Origin of the sequence: Mycobacterium paraterrae, assembly GCF_022430545.2 — a bacterium.
GTDB lineage: Bacteria > Actinomycetota > Actinomycetes > Mycobacteriales > Mycobacteriaceae > Mycobacterium > Mycobacterium paraterrae.
Window position 1 is genome coordinate 2,477,634 of record NZ_CP092488.2, and the last position, 18,653, is coordinate 2,496,286.

Genomic DNA, 18,653 nt, shown 5'->3' on the forward strand with positions numbered 1-18,653 from the left:
GGTGACGGCCATTCCTCTCGGCGTGCCCGAAATGCTTCGCAAACCGGCCCGCATGCGGTTTGACGTGCAGCGCTTGGGCTTTGACGTTCGGGTCGTCGAGGCCACCCGCCCAGTGGGCAGGTGCGTCTCGACACCCAGCTTATGCAATGCTAACTTCGCCCAAAGTTAGCTTAGGCAACACTACCCTCGAAAGGGACTGAGGCGTGGAAATCGCTGACACCGGCAGTGTCGCCACCCGGCCGGTAACCGCACGGGTGGACGACGACGTAGTAAGTCGGTTCGCCACCTGCTGCCGCGCGCTCGGGCTGACGATCTACGACCGCAGGCGTCCCGCCGACCTTGCCGCGGCGCGCTCCGGCTTTACCGGATTGGTCCGGATCGCCCATGACCAAGCCGATGCGTGGGTCGGGTTGGCCGCGGCGGGCGATACGTCTTTGGCTGTGCTGGAAGCGATTTCGCATAACGCCTCCACGGCGGGGGTTCTGCAGCGTCAGGTCGAACTGGCCGAGGGTGCGCTCGGTTTCCTCTACGACACCGGGCTGTATCTCAAATTCCGCGCCTCCGGGCCCGACGACTTCCATCTCGCCTACGCCGCGGCGCTCGCCGCGGACGGCCGATTTGCTGCCGCTCATCAGTTGGTCGCCGACGTCAGCCGGCGCAAGCCGAGCTCGCACGAAGCGCGCTGGGTGATGTCGACGATCCACTACCGTGCGGAGCGGTGGGCGGACGTGGTCAAACTGCTGTCACCGATCGTCAATGACGCCACCCTCGACGATCACTTCGGGCATGCCGTGAAGATCGCGCTCGGGATCTCGCTGGCCAGGCTCGGTATGTTTGCTGCCGCGCTGTCCTACCTCGACGAGCCGGAGGGTCCCATCGCCGTTGCGGCGGTTGACGGGGCGTTGGCTCGGGCACTGTCCCTGCGGGCCGACGGTGACGAAGACACCGCGCGCGAGGTGTTGCAGGACCTGTACGCCGCCAACCCGGAAAATGCCCAGGTCGAAGAGGCGCTGACCGACTCCAGCTTCGGGATCGTGCCGACGACGTCGGATCGTATCGACGCGCGCATCGACCCGTGGGACGTCACCACCGAACCCAAGCCCGGCGATTTCGTCGACCCCGGCGCTCAGGAGCGCAAGGCGGTTCTGCTGGCGGAGGCCGAACGCGAGCTCGACGAGTTCATCGGCTTGGAGAAGGTCAAGGACCAGGTCGCCCGGCTCAAGAGTGCGGTGGCGATGGAATTGGTCCGCAAGGAGCGCGGCCTGGAAGTCGCGCAGCGTACCCATCACCTGGTGTTCACCGGGCCGCCCGGGACCGGTAAGACCACGATCGCCCGCGTGGTCGCCAAAATCTATTGCGGCCTTGGCCTTTTGAAGAAAGAGAACATCAAAGAGGTGCACCGTGCCGACCTGATCGGTCAGCACATCGGTGAGACCGAGGCCAAGACCAACGCGATCATCGACAGCGCGCTGGACGGGGTGCTGTTCCTGGACGAGGCCTACGCGCTGGTTGCCACCGGCGCCAAGAACGACTTCGGCCTGGTGGCGATCGACACCCTGCTGGCCCGGATGGAAAACGACCGCGACCGGCTCGTCGTCATCATCGCCGGTTACCGGGCCGACCTCGACCGGTTCCTGGACACCAACCAGGGTCTGCGGTCGCGGTTCACCCGGACCATCGACTTCCCGTCATATCAGCCTTCCGAGCTGATCGAAATCGCCAACTTCATGGCCACCCGACGCGACAGCGCGTTCGAGCAGCAGGCGCTCGTCGACCTGGAAGCGCTGTTCGCGCACCTGGCCAACACGACGAAGGCCGACTCGGTGGGCGTCGAACGTCGCGGGCTCGACATCGCCGGTAACGGTCGATTCGTTCGTAACGTCGTCGAAAAGTCGGAAGAGGAGCGGGAATTCAGGTTGGACCACTCCGAACACGCCAAGACCGGTGAATTCACCGACGAGGAGCTCATGACGATCACCGCCGCCGACGTGGCCAACACCGTGCCACCGTTGCTCGAGGGCCTCCGGCTGGAGATGCCGGCATGACCTCCCCGGACGACCGTCGCTCGTTCGCTTCGCGCACCCCGGTGAACGACAACCCGGACAAAGTTGCCTATCGACGCGGATTCGTCACCCGCCATCAGGTGACCGGCTGGCGATTCGTCATGCGCCGCATTGCTTCTGGCGTAGCCCTGCACGACACCCGGATGCTGGTCGACCCACTGCGCACCCAGACGCGGGCGGTGCTGATGGGTGTCGTCGTGCTGGTCACCGCGCTGGTCGGCTGCTTCGTCTTTTCGCTGATCCGGCCGAACGGGTCGGCGGCCAACAATGCGATCCTGGCGGACCGTTCGACCGCCGCGCTCTACGTGCGGGTTGGTGACCAACTGCATCCGGTGCTCAACCTGACGTCGGCCCGGCTGATCGCCGGCAAGCCGGCCAACCCGACCATGGTGAAAAGCGCTGAGCTGGATAAGTTTCCGCTCGGCAACCTGATCGGCATCCCCGGCGCGCCCGAGCGGATGGTGCAGAACACCCGAAAAGACGCCGACTGGACGGTCTGCGACGCGACCGGAGGTGCGGAAGTCCGCGGCGTTACCGTAATTGCCGGTGTTCCGGACAGTTCCGGTGCGCGAGCCGCGACCGTGGACGCGGGCAAGGCTGTGTTGGTGAGCAATCCGTCCGGCGCCTGGCTGCTGTGGGACGGCCGGCGCAGCCGGATCGACCTCGCCGATCACGCCGTAACCAGTGCGTTGGGTTTCGGCACCGACATACACACGCCCCGCCCGATCGCAGCGGGCCTGTTCAACGCGATCCCGGAGTCGCCGCCGCTGGCCGCTCCCGCCATCCCAGACGCCGGTAGCCCGGCCAAGTTCCCGGTGCCTGCGCCCATCGGTGGCGTCGTCGAATCGCATGAGCTGGGAAGCGATTCGGCCAACTATTACGCGGTGCTGCCGGACGGCCTGCAGCAGGTCTCGCCGGTGCTGGCCGCGATTCTGCGCAATGCCAACTCCTACGGGCTGGACCAGCCGCCGCGTCTGGGAGCCGACAAGGTGGCCAAGCTCCCGGTGTCCCGACAGCTGGACACCAGCCGCTACCCCGAACGCCGCGTCAGTTTGCTCGACGCCGCCCACGACCCGGTGACCTGTGCGCACTGGAGTAAGGCCTCAGGTGCCAGCACGAATTCGCTGACGCTGCTTGCCGGTTCGGCGCTGCCGATTCCTGACTCGGTGCACACCGAGGATCTGGTCGGCGCCGGAGCGGGCGGAACCGCCAATCGCGTCGCAATGGCTCCTGGCACCGGGTATTTCGCCCAGACCGTCGGGCATAGCGCCGCCTCCCCCGCGGCCGGATCGCTGTTCTGGATCTCCGACACCGGTGTGCGCTACGGCATCGACAACGAGGCCGGGGTGACCGGGAACGCGAAAACCGCCGATGCGCTCGGGCTGAACCAACCGGCGACGCCGATCCCGTGGTCGGTGCTGTCGTTGTACGCGCCCGGCCCGACGCTGTCCCGCGCCGACGCTCTGCTGGCGCACGACGGTCTGGCTCCCGACTCCCGACCTGGCCGTACCTCTGCCGAAGGGCAAAACCGATGAGCCGCTTGATCTTCGAGGCACGCCGCCGGCTGCCCTCGCCGGTGACCCGCAAGGGCAGCATCAACATCGAAGCGCCGCCGGAGCTGCCGCGGGTGATCCCGCCGTCGTTGCTGCGCCGCGCGTTGCCCGTGGTGATCGTGCTGCTGATCGTCGGGATGATCGTCGCGATGGTCGCCACCGGGATGCGGCTCATCTCGCCCCAGACCTTGTTCTTCCCGTTCGTGCTGTTGCTGGCCGCCACCGCGTTCTTTCGTGGTGACAACAAGTCGCGCACCGAGGAGGTCGACGCCGAGCGCGCCGATTATCTGCGTTACCTGTCGGTGGTCCGGGACAACATCCGGGCGCAGGCGGCTGCGCAACGCGCCGCTGCCGAATGGTCGCACCCTGAACCCGTCGACCTCGCCGCCATTCCGGGCTCGCGACGCCAATGGGAACGTGACCCGCAGGACGCCGACTTCCTGGTGGTTCGGGCCGGCGTGCACTCGGCCGCCTTGGACACCGCGCTGCGAGTCAACGACACCGCCGACGAAGTCGACCTGGAACCGGTGTCGCACAGCGCATTACGCAGCCTGCTGGACACTCAGCGCACCGTCCACGACGTTCCCACCGGAATCGATCTGACCAAACTGTCGCGCATCACCGTGCTCGGCGACGCCGACGAAGTTCGCGGCGCGCTGCGCGCTTGGGTCGCGCAGGCGGTGACGTGGCACGACCCGACAGTGCTCGGCGTCGCGGTCGCAACCCCCGACATCGAGTCGCCGGACTGGTCGTGGGTGAAGTGGCTACCACACGTCGACATCCCTGCCGAGTCCGACGGTGTGGGTCCGGCCCGCTACTTGTCGACCAAGGCCGACGAGCTGACCGCACTGCTGGGAACTACGCTGACCGATCGGCCGGCATTCGCCAATGGTTCGGCAGATGCGTTGCGGCACTTGCTGATCATCGTCGACGACCCGGATTTCGACCTCGCTGCCTCGCCGTTGGCGGCCGGCCGGGCCGGGGTCACCGTGGTGTACCGATCAACCCAAGCGCCACACCGGGAGCAGTATTCCGATCCCGAGCGGCCGATCCTGCGGATCGCCCAGGGCACGATCGAGCGCTGGCAGACCGGTGGCTGGCAGGCCTACATCGACAAGGCCGACGAACTCGGCGTCGACGACGCCGTCCACATCGCGCGCCGGCTGTCCCGCTGGGACTCCAACCCGACGCACAGCGGCCTGCAGTCGACCGCGACTCGTGGCGCCACGTTCACGACGCTGCTGGGAATTCCGGACGCATCACAGCTGGACGTCCTGACGTTGTGGGCGCCGCGACCCCGCGACGAGGAGTTGCGGGTGCCGATCGGCGTGACCGCGACTGGCGAGCCGCTGATGTTCGACCTCAAGGACGAGGCCGAAGGTGGCATGGGACCGCACGGCTTGATGATCGGTATGACCGGCGCCGGCAAGTCACAGACCCTGATGTCGATCCTGTTGTCGCTGTTGACGACTCATTCGGCCGATCGGTTGATCGTCATCTACGCCGACTTCAAGGGTGAGGCCGGGGCGGACATCTTCCGCAATTTCCCCCAGGTGGTCGCGGTCATCTCGAACATGGCGGAGAAGAAGTCGCTGGCCGACCGGTTCGCCGACACACTGCGCGGCGAAGTATCGCGACGGGAGACGTTGCTCCGCGAAGCCGGCCGCAAGGTGCAAGGCAGCGCGTTCAACTCGGTGACCGAATACGAGAACGCCATCGCCGCCGGGCATGACCTCGTGCCGATCCCGACGTTGTTCGTGGTCGCCGACGAGTTCACGCTGATGCTGGCCGACCACCCCGAATATGCCGAGTTGTTCGATTACGTTGCGCGCAAGGGACGTTCGTTCCGCATCCACATCTTGTTCGCGTCGCAGACGCTGGACGTCGGCAAGATCAAGGACATCGACAAGAACACCTCGTACCGGATCGGTCTGAAAGTGGCCAGCCCCGCGGTCTCCCGGTCGATCATCGGTGTGGAGGACGCTTACCACATCGAGGCGGGCAAGGAGCACAAGGGTGTTGGGTTCCTGGTTCCCGCGCCCGGTGCCGCGCCGATCAAGTTCCGCAGCACCTATGTCGACGGCATCTACGATCCGCCGCAGACTCCGAAAACGCTTGTGGTGCATTCCGTTCCCGAACCCAAGTTGTTCACTGCGGGCCGGGTGGAACCCGAACAGACCACGATCATCGCCAAGAACGGGCACGACGAGCCGATCGCGCCGTCGCGCAAGCTGATCGCTACCATCGGCGACCAGCTGGCACGCTTCGGTCCTCGTGCGCCGGAGCTGTGGCTGCCGCCGCTCGACGAGGTGATTCCGCTCAGCGCAGCCCTGGCCCGCGCGTCGGTGCCGCGTGGCGAGCTTCGTTGGCCACTCGGCGAGATCGACCGGCCGTTCCAGATGCGCCGCGACCCGCTGGTCTTCGACGCCCGGACCTCGGCTGGCAACCTGCTGATCCACGGCGGGGCGAAGTCGGGTAAATCGACTGCGCTGCAGACCTTCATCCTGTCGGCCGCCAGTCTGCACTCGCCGCGCGAAGTGAGTTTCTTTTGCCTGGATTACGGCGGCGGCCAGCTGCGGGCGCTGGAAGACCTGGCCCACGTCGGCAGTGTTGCGTCGTCGCTGGAACCTGAACGCATCCGGCGCACCTTCGGCGAGCTCGAGCAGCTGCTGCGGTCCCGTCAGCAGCGGGAAGTGTTCCGCGACAAGCAGGGCCCCGACGACGGGTTGGGTCAGGTGTTCCTGGTCATCGACAACCTGTACGCGTTCAGTCGCGACAACACCGATCAGTTCAACACCCGAAACCCGTTGTTGAGCAAGGTGACCGAGCTCGTCAACGTCGGTCTGTCCTACGGCATCCACGTGGTTGTCACGACGCCGAGCTGGCTCGAGGTGCCGCTGGCCATGCGTGACGGTCTCGGCATGCGACTCGAGCTCAAGCTGCACGACGCGCGAGACAGCAACGTCCGGGTGGTCGGGGCGCTGCACCGCCCGGCCGAGGCGGTGCCTGCCGACCAGCCGGGTCGCGGTCTGACCATGGCCGCCGAGCACTTCCTGATCGCGGCCCCCGACCTGCGGCAGGTGCCGGCCATCAACGCGCTGCACGAGGGGATCACCGCTCCTCCGGTGCGGCTGCTGCCGACCAACCTCGACCCCGCCGCGCTGGAACCGGTGTACGGCGGCTCGGATCGGATCGTCATCGGTCAACGCGAAGAAGACTTGGCCGCAGTCCAACTCGACTTCGCGCAGAACCCGTTGCTGATGGTGCTGGGCGACACCAGGACCGGCAAGACGACGTTGTTGCGTCACATCATTCGCACCATCCGCGATAACTCGACACCGGACCGGGTCGCGTTCACCGTGCTGGACCGACGGCTGCATCTCGTGGACGAGCCGCTCTTCCCAGACAACGAGTACACCGCCAACATCGACCGGGTCACCCCGGCGATGCTGGGCCTGGCGGGCCTGATCGAGAAGCGGCGCCCGCCGGCCGGCCTGGACGCGTCGCAGCTGACCGGCTGGTCTTTCGAGGGTCACACCCACTACCTGATCATGGACGACGTCGACCAGATCCCGGACACCCCGGCGATGACGGGACCCTATGTGGGACAGCGTCCCTGGACGCCGCTGATCGGGCTGTTGGCGCAGGCCGGCGATCTGGGGTTGCGCGTCATCGTCACTGCGCGCGCCAGCGGTGCCGCGCACGCGCTGATGACCAGCCCGCTGTTGCGTCGCTTCAACGACCTGCAAGCAACCACGTTGATGCTGTCGGGTAACCCGGTGGACGGCGGCAAGATTCGCGGCCAGCGCTTCGACCGGCTGCCGGCCGGTCGGGCGATTCTGCTGACCGACAGCGACACCCCGACCTACGTGCAATTGGTCAATCCACTCGTCGACGAAAGTGTGGCCGCCGAGCGCGGTCGGTGAGTTCAAACCGAAGGAGAATGACGTGACACTGCGAGTTGTTCCAGAAGGTCTGGCATCGGCCAGCGCCGCCGTCGAGGCGATCACGGCCCGGTTGGCGGCCGCGCATGCGGCTGCCGCACCCGCCATCACCGCCGTCGTCCCGTCCGCGGCCGATCCGGTGTCGTTGCAAACCGCGGCCGGCTTCAGTGCGCAGGGCTCCGAGCACGCGGCGGTGGTCGCCGAAGGCGTCGAGGAACTCGGCCGTGCCGGTGTCGGCGTGGCCGATTCCGGAGTCAGTTACGCAGCAGGTGACGCCGCCGCGGCAGCGACCTACGGCGGCGGCCTGTAGCCGATGACCGCGCCGGTGTGGATGGCTTCGCCGCCTGAGGTGCACTCAGTGCTCCTCAGTAGCGGTCCGGGCCCCGGGTCGCTGCTGGCGGCCGCGGCGGCTTGGTCCGCGCTGAGCACTGAGTATTCTTCGGCGGCAAGTGATCTCACCGCACTGCTGGGCGAGGTGCAAGCGGGCGCGTGGGAAGGCCCGAGCGCCGAAGAGTACGTCAGCGCGCACTTGCCCTACCTGGCATGGCTCACCGAGGCCAGCGCGAACAGCGCCGGCACGGCGGCTGAACATGAGCTGGCCGCGGCCGCTTACACGACTGCGCTGGCCGCGATGCCGACGCTGCCGGAGCTGGCGACCAACCACGTCATCCATGGCGTGCTGATGGCCACCAACTTCTTCGGCATCAACACGATTCCGATCGCGCTCAACGAGGCCGACTACGCCCGGATGTGGATTCAGGCCGCCACCACGATGGCGACTTACCAGGGGATCGCCGGAACGGCGCTGGCGTCAGCTCCGCGCACCGCTGCGGCGCCGCCGGTGCTCAAGAGCAACAATTCGCTTGCGGCGGCTGTGAATCCGCCGTCGTCGGGCAACTTCCTGACCGACATCTTCAATCAGCTGGTGCAACTGGTTCAGGACCCGAGCGGGACGCTCAGCGCGATCCTGGCCAATCCCAGTCAGTGGTTCCCGCTATTGTTCTTCATCGCCTACGAGGCATTCTTCATCCCGTTCGGCACCACGTTCTGGTCGGTGCTGCTCAGCTCGCCGGCCTTCCTTCCGCTCATTCTCGCGCTCGCGCTGAGCACCCTGAACAATCCCGCCGCGGCAGAGCCGGCCCCCGATGTGGTTGCGGGGCCCGGTTTTCGGGTCGGGCAGCCCAGTAGAATGCCCGCCGCGGCGCTGACGCCGATCGGGACGGGTGCGGCAGCGCCCGCCGGATCGAGTTCGACGGTCGGTACGCCGGCCGGAGCCCCGACCGCGGCGGCGCCCGCGCCCGCTTTTGCGTACATGGTCGGCGGAATGGATCCCGACGACGGTCCAGGGCCGACGCTGATCGATCGCGACGAGACCAAGGCGCCGGCCGGTTCGATTGCCGCTGCGGCCGCCGCGAGCGCGGCGAGCCCGGCCGCGTCGCGGACACGGCGGCGCCGGCGGGCGATGCAACGCGACCACTACGACGAGTTCGCCGACATGGACGTCGACGTCGATCCGGACTGGGGGGTGCGCGACGAGCGGGAACTCGTCGGGACGGCCGCGGCATCAGGCAACGGTTCGGGCGCTCTCGGGTTCGCCGGAACGCTGGGCAAGGACAACTCCGCTGAGGCCACGGGCCTGGCGACGTTGAGCAGTAACGGTTTTGGCGATGGCCCGCGCATGCCGATGGTTCCGGGCACGTGGGAGCCGCCGGCATCGGAAGGATTGGAGGGGGAGCACGGCTGAATGTCCAGGTACGGCAACGGTAATCAAGTAACGAAAGGATTTGACGAATGAGTTTGTTGGATGCTCACATTCCGCAGTTGGTGGCGTCGCAGTCGGCGTTCGGTGCGAAGGCGGGTTTGATGCGCTCGACGATCGGTCAGGCCGAGCAGGAAGCGTTGTCGGCGCAGGCGTTTCATGCCGGTGACGGTGCTGCGGCGTTTCAGGCCGCGCATGCCCGGTTCGTGGCGGCGGCGGCGAAGGTGAATTCGCTGTTAGACATCGCTCAGGCGAATCTGGGTGACGCTGCGGGTACGTATGTGGCCGCCGACAGCGCTGCGGCGAGCAGCTACCCGGGTTTTTAGAAAGGACTTGTGATGTCACAGATCATGTACAACTACCCGGCGATGCTGGCGCATTCGGCGGATATGGCGGGTTATGCGGGCACTATCCAGAGCTTGGGTGCCGACATCTCTGCTGAGCAGGCTGCGTTGCAGTCGGCGTGGCAGGGTGACACCGGGTTGAGCTACCAGGCGTGGCAGGCGCAGTGGAATCAGGCGCTGGAGCAATTGGTGTTGTCGTACCGGGCGATGGCCAGCACGCACGAGAGCAACACGACCTCGATGCTGGCCCGTGACTCGGCCGAAGGCGCCAAGTGGGGCGGCTAGGCCCGCAACGTCGATGACCATCGAGCCCAACGCCGTCGAGCTGACCGTCGATCAGGCGTGGTGCATCGCTGAAACCGTGGGAGCGGGAACGTTTCCCTGGGTGCTGGCGATCACCACGCCATACACCGATGCCGCTGAACGGGGTGCGTTCCTCGCAACCCAGACCGACGAACTGGCCCGCATGGGCGTGGCGTCGGCCGATGGCGCCATCAATCGGGCGGTCGCCGATTGGATTCGGGTGGTGTGTTTTCCGGAGCGGTGGCTGGACCTGCGCTATGTCGGGTCCGCCGCCGCGTCCGGGAGTGACGACCTGCTGCGCGGCATCGTCGCCCAACGCGGCGGGAAAACGGTTGTGGCACTGCGTAATGCGCAGCTGGTCACCTTCACCGCGATGGATATTCACGACTCACGGGCGCTGGTGCCGATCCTTGGTGTCGGCCTGGCGCAGCGTCCGCCGGCCCGGTTCGACGAATTCAGCCTGCCCGCCCAGGCCGGCGCGCGGGCCGACGAGCGGCTGCGCAACGGCGCGCCACTCGTCGAAGTCCTTGATTTCCTTGGCATTCCGCAGTCGGCGCGCGCCGTGGTCGAGTCGGTGTTCACCGGACCGCGCAGCTACGTCGAGATCGTCGCGGGCTGTCGTTACGACGGCCGGCACACCACCACCGAGGTGGGCATGAGCGTCGTCGACACGACCGAAGGCCGGGTCTTGGTCAGCCCGTCGCGCGCGTTCGACGGTGAGTGGATCTCCACCTTCAGCCCCGGAACGCCGTTCGCCGTCGCCGTTGCCGTCGAGCAATTGACCGGGCAACTGCCGGGCGGCCACTGGTTCGAGGGCAACCGGCTCTTCCGAGACTTCACCAGCGCCAACCCGCAAACTGTCTGACCCTTCCCGAACAGTCGTCGTTCACACAGAGAAAGAGAAACAATGTTCCCCAGAATCCTGAGGAGTCGGTGATGTCCAGCGCTGTCATACCCGTCGTGCGGGTCGCCATCCTCGCCGACAGCCGGCTGACCGAGGTCGCCCTGCCCGCGGATCTGCCGCTGCGCGACATCCTGCCGGCGGTCGAACGTCTGGTCGTTCCGGCCGTCACCGACGACGCCGCCACCGGGGGTGCCGAACCGGCCATTCCCGCACGGCTCAGCCTCGCTCCGATCGGCGGCGCGCCGTTCAGCCTGGACGCCAGCTTGGGAACCGTCGGCGTTGTCGACGGCGACCTGCTTGCGCTGCAGCCGATTCCGGCCGGACCGGCGGCGCCGGGCATCGTCGAGGATATCGCCGATGCTGCCGTGATCTTCTCGACGTCCCGGTTGAAGCCGTGGGGCACCGCGCACATCCAGCGTGGCGCGATCGCGGTCTTGATCGGATTGATTTGGGTGGCCACCGGTTTGGGTGTCGCGCATCGGGTGGCGACCGGCTCTCCGGTCGGAGTGTTCGCCGTCGGTGCCATCGCGCTGCTCACCGTTGTGGCCGGCCTGCTCTTGCGGTCACCGCGGGCCGGCGGGGCGCTGTCCGCCGCGGCCCTGGTGCCGATCGCCGCAGCGTTGGCGCTTGCGGTGCCCGGTCATTTCGGCCCGCCGCAGGTGACCCTGGCGGCGGCCGGTGTCGCGGCATGGTCACTGGTCAGCTTGATTCTTCCTGGGCGCGAAAACCACGGTCTGATCGGCTTTTTCACCGCGACCACGGTGCTGGGCGTGGGTGTGCTGCTGGCCGCCGGCGCCAGCTCGCTTTGGCAACTGCCACTGGTGACGCTGGGCGCCGGGCTTCTCGTCGTCGCCCTGCTGGTGACCGTCGAGGCACCGCAACTGTCCGCGCTGTGGGCACGCTTCCCGCTGCCCGTCATCCCCGCGCCCGGTGACCCGACGCCGTCGGCTCCCTCCTCGCGAGTACTGGCCGACCTGCCGCGTCGGGTGCGGATCAGCGACGCGCACCAGAACGGGTTCATCGCCGGCGCCGTACTGCTCAGCGTGATCGGTTCGCTCGCCATCGCATGGCGGCCCGAGACGTTGTCCTTCTGGGGTTGGTACGTGGTCGCCGCGGCCTCCGCCGCCGCCGCGTTGCGGGCCCGCGTGTGGGATTCGGCCGCCTGCAAGGCATGGCTGCTGGCTCAGCCGTTCCTGGTAGCCGTCGGACTGGTCGTGCTCTACACCGCGACGGCCCACTACCTGACCGCGCTGGTGGTCGCGGCAGTGCTCGCCGTCCTGGCGTTGACCTGGGTCGTGGTTGCGCTGAACCCGGCGGTCGGGTCGCCGGAGACCTACTCGCTGCCGCTGCGCCGCCTGGTGGGATTCGTCGCGTCGGGCATCGACGCGTCGCTGATCCCGGTGCTCGCCTACCTGGTCGGGTTGTTCGAATGGGTGCTCAATCGATGAGCTCTGCTCGCACCCGGCGAATCGGTTGTCTCGCAGCGGCTTTGGTTGCCACGCTGTGGGGCTGCCCGCCTGCGCTGGCGGTCGACCGGCCTCAGGTCGACCCCGGTGCACCGCCGCCTCCCGGCGCTCCCGGTCCGGTGGCGCCGATGGAGAAGAGCGGGGAGTGCAGCGCTACCGGGCTCATCTCGGGCTCAGACCTCAAGGCGGTGCCGCCGAGTCAGCAGACGCTGGATCCCCCTGCGGCCTGGCACTTTTCCCGCGGTGACGGCCAACTGGTCGCCGTCCTCGACACCGGTGTGCGGCCGGGTCCGCGGTTACCCGGTGTACAGCCGGGCGGTGACTACATCGAGTCGACCGACGGGCTCACCGACTGCGACGGGCGCGGTACCGCGGTGGCCGGCCTGATCGCCGGCCAGCCCGGTGACGACGGCTTTGCCGGAATAGCCCCGGGCGCCAAGCTGGTCTCGTTGCGGGTGACGTCGTCGAAATTCGCGCCGCGCGGTGTGGGCGGCGACCCGAGCCAGTCTCGGGCGATCGTGGACGTGACCGCGCTCGGTCGCGCGATCGTGCACGCGGCCGACCTCGGTGCACGGGTCATCACCGTCGCGGGAATCACCTGTGTGGCAGCCGATCGCAACGTCGACCAAGGTGCGCTGGGAGCGGCCATTCGCTATGCCGCCGTCGATAAAGACGCGGTGATCGTGGCCGCGGCCGGCAACATCGGCGCCGCCGGCGCCACCAGTGGAGCGGCGTGTGATTCGAACCCGCTCACCGACTTGAGCCACCCGGACGATCCACGCAACTGGGACGGCGTCACGTCGGTATCGGTGCCGTCCTGGTGGCAGCCCTATGTGCTCTCGGTCGGCTCGCTCACGCCCGGCGATCAGCCGTCCAAGTTCACCATGGCCGGTCCGTGGGTCGGTGTCGCCGCCCCGGGCGAGGGCATCGTCTCGGTGAGTAATCGCGACGACGGTGGACTCGCCAACGGCCTGCCGAACGAACACCAGCAGCTGGTCCCGCTGTCGGGCACCAGCTACGCCGCCGGATACGTCGCCGGTGTCGCGGCCTTGGTGCGCAGCAAGTACCCGGAGTTGAACTCCACGCAGGTGATCCAGCGGATCACCGGGTCCGCGCACAACGGCGCCCGAGCGCCGTCGAACGTGGTCGGAGCCGGTGCCGTGGATCCGGTGGCCGCGCTGACCTGGCAGCTTCCCGCCGCCCCGAACAGCGATACGTCACCCGTGAAACACGTTGCGGCGCCGCCTGAGCCCGCGCCGAAGAGCCCGTGGCCACGGATCGTCGCATTCGGCGGAACGGCCGCTCTCGCACTGGCCGTCGTGGCTGCCGCCGCGATCGCCGCACGCCGACGAAAGGAAACCTCACTGTGAGCGCGCAGCCCACCATCTCCCCGCCCACCGGACGGATCTCGCTGGTGCTGTTGGCCGCCACGTTTGCCGCCGTCGGTTACCCGTGGCACTCGGATCGCGAACGCTGGGTGCTCGGGGTTGCGATCGTCGTGGTGGTCGTGCTGCTGGCGCGTTGGCGGGGACTGCCCCTCACCACCATCCTGTACCGCCGACTGGCCATCCTGCGGCCCAACCGGGGCGCCCGGCGCGCCGAGGAGTCGGTGACCGATGTGCGGACCACTGCGTTGCTCCGGGTCACGCCTCCGTTGAGCGAGGCCGACGCGCTGCCGTTGGCACTGATCGCCGGTTATGCGGACCGCTACGGCCTACGGGCCGACGCCATTCGTGTCACCAGCCGTGACAGCACCTCGGAGGTCGGCACCCGGGAACGCGAGACGTGGATCGGCGTAACGCTTTCCGCCGCCGACAATCTCGCCGCGCTGCAGGCCCGTTCACCGCGGATTCCGCTGCATGAGACCGCCGAGGTGGCGGCACGACGGCTGGCGGATCATCTGCGCGAAAGTGGCTGGAACGCTGCCCTCGTCAATCCCGACGACGTCCCCTCGCCGTTCATCCGTCCGGCCAAGGAGACCTGGGCCGGAGTCAGCCAGGGCAGCTCGACATACGTCGCCGCATACGGCGTCAAGGTCGACACGGCGTTGCCCAATACGCTCGCCGCCATCTGGTCGTACCCGGTCCGCGAGGTCTGGACGGCCGCCGAGGTGTCCGGCTCCGGCGCCGATCAGACCCTCGCGGTCGCCTGCGCCTTCCGCACCGACGCTAAGCCGACCGCGAATGGGCCACTGCCTGGGCTGATTTCGAAGTCCGGCATTCAGCGTGAAGCGTTGACCGCATTGGATCCGCTGTCGAATCGGCGCCTCGACGGCCACGTGGTGCTGCCCGAGTCGCTGCTCTTGGAGCGACTGCGCTGGACCAGCACCGCCCAGCCGCAGCCGATCGCCTGACTAGCCGAACAGCTGCGCGGCGTTGTCATGCAGAACGCCGCGCAGCCAGGCGTCATCGACGCCGGGTAGCTCGATCAGCGAGCGCAGGGCGTCGGCGTAGCTGTAGGGGATGTTAGGGAAGTCGCTGCCGAACAGGATGCGGTCGCCCAAGTCGCGCAGACGATTGAGCTCCGACGCCGGGAATGGCATCTGCTCGTCGATGAACGGCGTGAACGCCATCGTGGTGTCGAGCCGCACCTCGGCCGACCGCTCGCAGATGTCCAAGAAATCGGTGTACTCCGGCATTCCCAGATGCGCGACAATCAGTCGCAGCCGCGGAAAGCGTTGCAGCAGAGCCTGTATCGGCCCAGGACCGGTGTATTCGCCGGGTGTGGGGCCGGACCCGCAGTGAATGACCACCGGTGTCCGGGCGTCCTCTACGGCTCCCCAAACCGGGTCGAGCGACGGATCGTTGGGGTCGTACCGGCCGACCTGGACGTGCGCTTTGAAGATCCGTGCTCCGCTGTCGATCGCGGCCGCGACGTAGTGTCCAGCGTCCGGCTCGGGGTAAAACGTGGCGGTAGCAAGGCAATCCGGTGTCTCGCGGGCGAACTGCACGGCCCACTGGTTGAGCCACGCGGCCATCTGAGGCTTGTGCGGGTAGACCAGTGAGGTGAAGGCGCGCACCCCGAACTGGCGCAGCATTTCGACCCGCTCGGACTCGGCCGTCCGGTAGTTGATCGGCCACTGCCGGCCGACCAGCGGGCCGGCCGAGTCGAAATACCGCCAGACCTTGTCCATCACCGACTTCGGCATGAAGTGGGTGTGGACGTCGATCACGCCGGGCAAGCCCAGCTCCGACCAGATCTGCCGAACCTCGGCGATCTCGTCGTCTTCAGTCATCGTCCATCCTCGACTCGTCCGGCAGGTAATACGTTGTCTATATCAGTCGGCTCCAGCGCGGTTGAACAGGAGGACCACCATGTGGGATCCGGACATCTATCTCGGCTTTGCCGATCACCGGGCCCGCCCGTTCTACGACCTGCTGGCCCGGGTGGGGCCGGCCGAGCCTCGCCGGGTCGTCGACCTCGGCTGCGGGCCGGGCACTCTCACCGGTGAGCTGGCTCGCCGCTGGCCGAACGCGCGCATCGAGGCCATCGACAGCTCACCGGAGATGGTCGAGGCGGCTCAAGGACGCGGGGTGGACGCGTCGGTCACCGACCTGAGATCCTGGACGCCGCAGCCCGATACCGACGTCGTGCTCAGCAACGCCGCGATGCAGTGGGTACCCGAGCACCGCGAGCTGTTCGTTCGGTGGGCGGGTCAATTGACCGCCGGGGCGTGGATCGCCATCCAGATGCCGGGGAACTTCGAATCCCCTTCGCACGCTGCGGCTCGCATTGTCGCTGGCCGCGAGCCATTTGCAAACAAGTTGCGCGGCATTCCGTTTCAGGGCGGAAGGGTGGTCGACGAGCCGGCGCGGTATGCCGATCTGCTGATCGATGCCGGGTGCACGGTCGACGCCTGGGAGACCACATACCTTCACGAACTCACCGGCGAGCACCCGGTATTGGACTGGATCAGCGGCACCGCGCTGACGCCCGTCAAGGAACAGCTCAATGAGGCGGAATACCAACGCTTTTGTGAAGAGCTCATCCCGTTGCTGGCAGAGGCGTATCCGTCACGTCCAGACGGCGTCACGTTCTACCCGTTCCGGCGGGTGTTCTTCGTCGCGCGGGTCGGCGGCTGACCTATTGCGGCAAGCCCAGCCGCCGGGCGTCGTCGCGGTAGCGATCGACCCATTCGTCGGCGTGCTCCTCGTCCGGGGGTTTCGGCGCTGACTGCGGAGCCAGCCGGGGATCCTGACCGATCGCTTTCAACACCGTTGCGACGATCGACGACAAATTGCGCCACAGCGCCGGATAGGGGACGTCGATCGGCTCGATACCCTCTTCGGCGAACCAGGCGCGCCAGCACTCGTCTTGCTCGCGCAGCATCGCGACGGCGTGGGCGATCGCACCGGCGTGATAGGTGGCCTTCGCCTCATGCTCGGGATGAGGGCGGCCACGCCACATCCGCGTCTGTACCGCTCGCCAGAACGACACCGCCTGCGACACCACGTCCGGCCGGTGCACATGCACATAGACCGGCTCGTTACCGATGACGTCCTTGATTGCCGCCCGCAGGCCGTCGCCGGAGCGATCGGGCAGCGACGACGCCCGTTGCTGCAGTAGGGGAGTCTGGTTCCACATCAGCTTGCCACCCCAGACACCGTTGGGTGTGCGGCCCGAGCTACGGATGTGCTCACGCCAGGCGACCGACGACGAGGTGTCCGGTGTGCCTGGGTCCAGCGGGTCGAGCAGATGCAGGATCGTCTCGTCTTCGGCGTCGGCAAACCATTGCCGCGGTTGCGGCGCCATCCCGGTGGTCGGCAGGTACTGGAAGAACTCCTGCGGCTCGCCCGCGCTGCCGGTGGCCCGCAGCGACTCGACCAACAACGTGCTGCCGCAGCGCTGCGAGGCGAGCACGAGATAGGACGTGGGATGATCGGGCACCGAGAGAGCCTAACCGGACGGCGCAGAGCCGTGTTTACGGATCGGTGTGACGGATCGCGACGTCGATTCCGCGGTCGACTGCGATACCCGAGCGACTCGTCGGCGCCTTGTCGTAGATCTGCAAATATGTCTCGGTGTAGCGGGCCGCGATCCGGGTGCCGGCGAAATCGGATGGAATCACATCGTTGGTCTGCTCGCGCCAGTCATGCAGGCGCACAGCAAGTTCGGTGGCAATCCGGTCGGCATGCTCGGTCACCTCGCCGGCCAACAAATTGTTTGTTTCGCCCGCGTCCGCGCGCAGGTCGTACAGTTCACGTTCCGGGCGCGGAGCCGTGATCAACGGTGCCACCGCATGTCCGGATGGACTTTCTTCGATGTCCCACGGAAGGTCCAACAGCGGCCGACGGGCGTAGTTCTCGATGTAGCTGAAATCCTTCGTCCGGATCGCACGGATGGGATCGAACGAGTCGTGAAACGTCTTGGTGGTGTAGACGTGGTCGCGCACCGGCTCCCCGAGCTCCTCGCCCACCAATGCCTGTGCATGCGAAATGCCTTCGAGGTCGGACGGCTTGGCGATGCCAAGCAGGTCGAGCAGCGTCGGCAACAGATCGACCCCGCTGAAAAGGTCGTCATAAACCTTGTGCGGCACATTCATTCGAGTCGGCGGTCGAGCGATCATCGCGATTCCGGTGCCCGCCTCGTATAGCGTCGACTTGGCTCGCGGGAACGCCGCGCCGTGGTCGGTGAGAAACACCACCCAGGTGGTGGCGTCCAACCCGGTGTCCGCGAGCGTGTCGAGTAGCTGCCCGACGGCGGCGTCGGCGGTGGTGATCGACCCGTAGAACTCGGCGAGGTCCTGGCGCACCTCGACGACATCAGGCAGATACTCCGGCGGGTCGACGGTGTCGACGTCGGCGGGTTCGTAGCGGTCCCGCGGATAAGGGCGGTGCGTCTCGAAGAATCCCGCAGTCAGCAGGAACGGCTGATCGTCATCGTGGTTCCGAAGCCAGCGCTGAGTCTGCTCGACAACGTACTCGCAGTACGAGTTCGAGACGTCGAACTCGTCAAACCCCAGCCGCGCCGGATGGGAGGTTTCATGCTGCATTCCGAATAAGACTGAGTACCAACCGCTTTCCGAAAGAATCTGGGGAAGGGTGCGGACGCCGGGGCGATACTCCCACCCGTGGTGAGCCAGTCCCATCAGGCCGTTGCTCTGCGGATACCGCCCGGTGAACAGCGAACCGCGCGACGGGGAACACAACGGCGCGGTGGCGTGCGCCCTGGTGAACAGGATGCCCTCGGCGGCCAACCGGTCGAGCCTCGGACTCGAGACGTCGGGGTGACCGTAGACACCCAGATAACGGCCCAAGTCGTGCCAGTGCACGAGCAGCACATTGTCGCGCTGCGCGTCCGGGTCTGTACTGCCGATC

At 67.2% G+C, this 18,653-nt stretch carries 15 protein-coding genes; 12 read left to right on the forward strand and 3 right to left on the reverse strand.

Annotated elements, in window-relative coordinates:
* Positions 1 to 203 precede the first annotated feature (203 nt).
* The 11 genes from eccA (at position 204) to eccE (ending at position 14,689) form a co-directional block, all read left to right on the forward strand.
* Positions 204 to 2,045: a type VII secretion AAA-ATPase EccA gene (gene eccA, locus MKK62_RS11840; protein ID WP_286670896.1), complete on the forward strand. Its 1,842-nt coding sequence runs from the start codon at positions 204 to 206 to the stop codon at positions 2,043 to 2,045.
* Entirely contained in the window at positions 2,042 to 3,598 is a 1,557-nt protein-coding gene (gene eccB, locus MKK62_RS11845; RefSeq protein WP_240260900.1) for a type VII secretion protein EccB, read from the forward strand. The genes eccA and eccB overlap by 4 nt, the downstream gene beginning before the upstream one ends.
* Positions 3,595 to 7,542 carry a type VII secretion protein EccCa gene (eccCa, locus tag MKK62_RS11850; protein WP_240260899.1) on the forward strand — a complete coding sequence of 1,316 codons (3,948 nt, stop codon included), beginning with the start codon at positions 3,595 to 3,597 and terminating at the stop codon, positions 7,540 to 7,542. The genes eccB and eccCa overlap by 4 nt, the downstream gene beginning before the upstream one ends.
* Positions 7,543 to 7,564: 22 nt before the next feature.
* Entirely contained in the window at positions 7,565 to 7,870 is a 306-nt protein-coding gene (locus tag MKK62_RS11855) for a PE family protein (protein ID WP_240260898.1), read from the forward strand.
* 3 nt (positions 7,871 to 7,873) lie between these two features.
* Complete coding sequence (locus MKK62_RS11860) at positions 7,874 to 9,304, forward strand: PPE family protein (RefSeq protein ID WP_240260897.1); 1,431 nt, start codon at positions 7,874 to 7,876, stop codon at positions 9,302 to 9,304.
* A 47-nt stretch (positions 9,305 to 9,351) separates the two neighbouring features.
* A complete protein-coding gene (esxG, locus tag MKK62_RS11865; protein ID WP_240260896.1) occupies positions 9,352 to 9,645 on the forward strand; it encodes a type VII secretion system protein EsxG in 294 nt (97 codons plus the stop codon).
* A 12-nt stretch (positions 9,646 to 9,657) separates the two neighbouring features.
* Positions 9,658 to 9,948, forward strand: coding sequence for a WXG100 family type VII secretion target (locus MKK62_RS11870; protein ID WP_240258066.1), 291 nt, complete (start codon positions 9,658 to 9,660; stop codon positions 9,946 to 9,948).
* A 13-nt stretch (positions 9,949 to 9,961) separates the two neighbouring features.
* Complete coding sequence (locus MKK62_RS11875) at positions 9,962 to 10,831, forward strand: ESX secretion-associated protein EspG (RefSeq protein WP_240260895.1); 870 nt, start codon at positions 9,962 to 9,964, stop codon at positions 10,829 to 10,831.
* A 71-nt stretch (positions 10,832 to 10,902) separates the two neighbouring features.
* On the forward strand, positions 10,903 to 12,318 hold the full coding sequence (gene eccD, locus MKK62_RS11880; protein ID WP_240260894.1) for a type VII secretion integral membrane protein EccD: 1,416 nt from the start codon (positions 10,903 to 10,905) through the stop codon (positions 12,316 to 12,318).
* Entirely contained in the window at positions 12,315 to 13,706 is a 1,392-nt protein-coding gene (gene mycP / locus MKK62_RS11885) for a type VII secretion-associated serine protease mycosin (protein WP_240260892.1), read from the forward strand. Before eccD ends, mycP begins: the two co-directional genes overlap by 4 nt.
* Positions 13,703 to 14,689: a type VII secretion protein EccE gene (eccE, locus tag MKK62_RS11890; protein ID WP_240260891.1), complete on the forward strand. Its 987-nt coding sequence runs from the start codon at positions 13,703 to 13,705 to the stop codon at positions 14,687 to 14,689. The genes mycP and eccE overlap by 4 nt, the downstream gene beginning before the upstream one ends.
* Here eccE and MKK62_RS11895 read toward each other — a convergent pair whose 3' ends face one another.
* Positions 14,690 to 15,571, reverse strand: coding sequence for an amidohydrolase family protein (locus MKK62_RS11895; protein ID WP_240260890.1), 882 nt, complete (start codon positions 15,569 to 15,571; stop codon positions 14,690 to 14,692).
* Between the two features lie 79 nt (positions 15,572 to 15,650).
* Here MKK62_RS11895 and MKK62_RS11900 point away from each other — a divergent pair, with 79 nt between their 5' ends.
* Positions 15,651 to 16,418 (forward strand): trans-aconitate 2-methyltransferase, encoded by a 768-nt coding sequence (locus tag MKK62_RS11900; RefSeq protein ID WP_240260888.1) that lies wholly within the window; start codon positions 15,651 to 15,653, stop codon positions 16,416 to 16,418.
* Position 16,419: 1 nt separating this feature from the next.
* Here MKK62_RS11900 and stf0 read toward each other — a convergent pair whose 3' ends face one another.
* Together stf0 and MKK62_RS11910 are read right to left on the reverse strand one after the other, a co-directional pair.
* Complete coding sequence (gene stf0 / locus MKK62_RS11905) at positions 16,420 to 17,223, reverse strand: trehalose 2-sulfotransferase (protein WP_240260887.1); 804 nt, start codon at positions 17,221 to 17,223, stop codon at positions 16,420 to 16,422.
* Positions 17,224 to 17,257: 34 nt separating this feature from the next.
* Positions 17,258 to 18,652 (reverse strand): sulfatase family protein, encoded by a 1,395-nt coding sequence (locus MKK62_RS11910; RefSeq protein ID WP_240264191.1) that lies wholly within the window; start codon positions 18,650 to 18,652, stop codon positions 17,258 to 17,260.
* Between the last annotated feature and the right edge of the window lies 1 nt (position 18,653).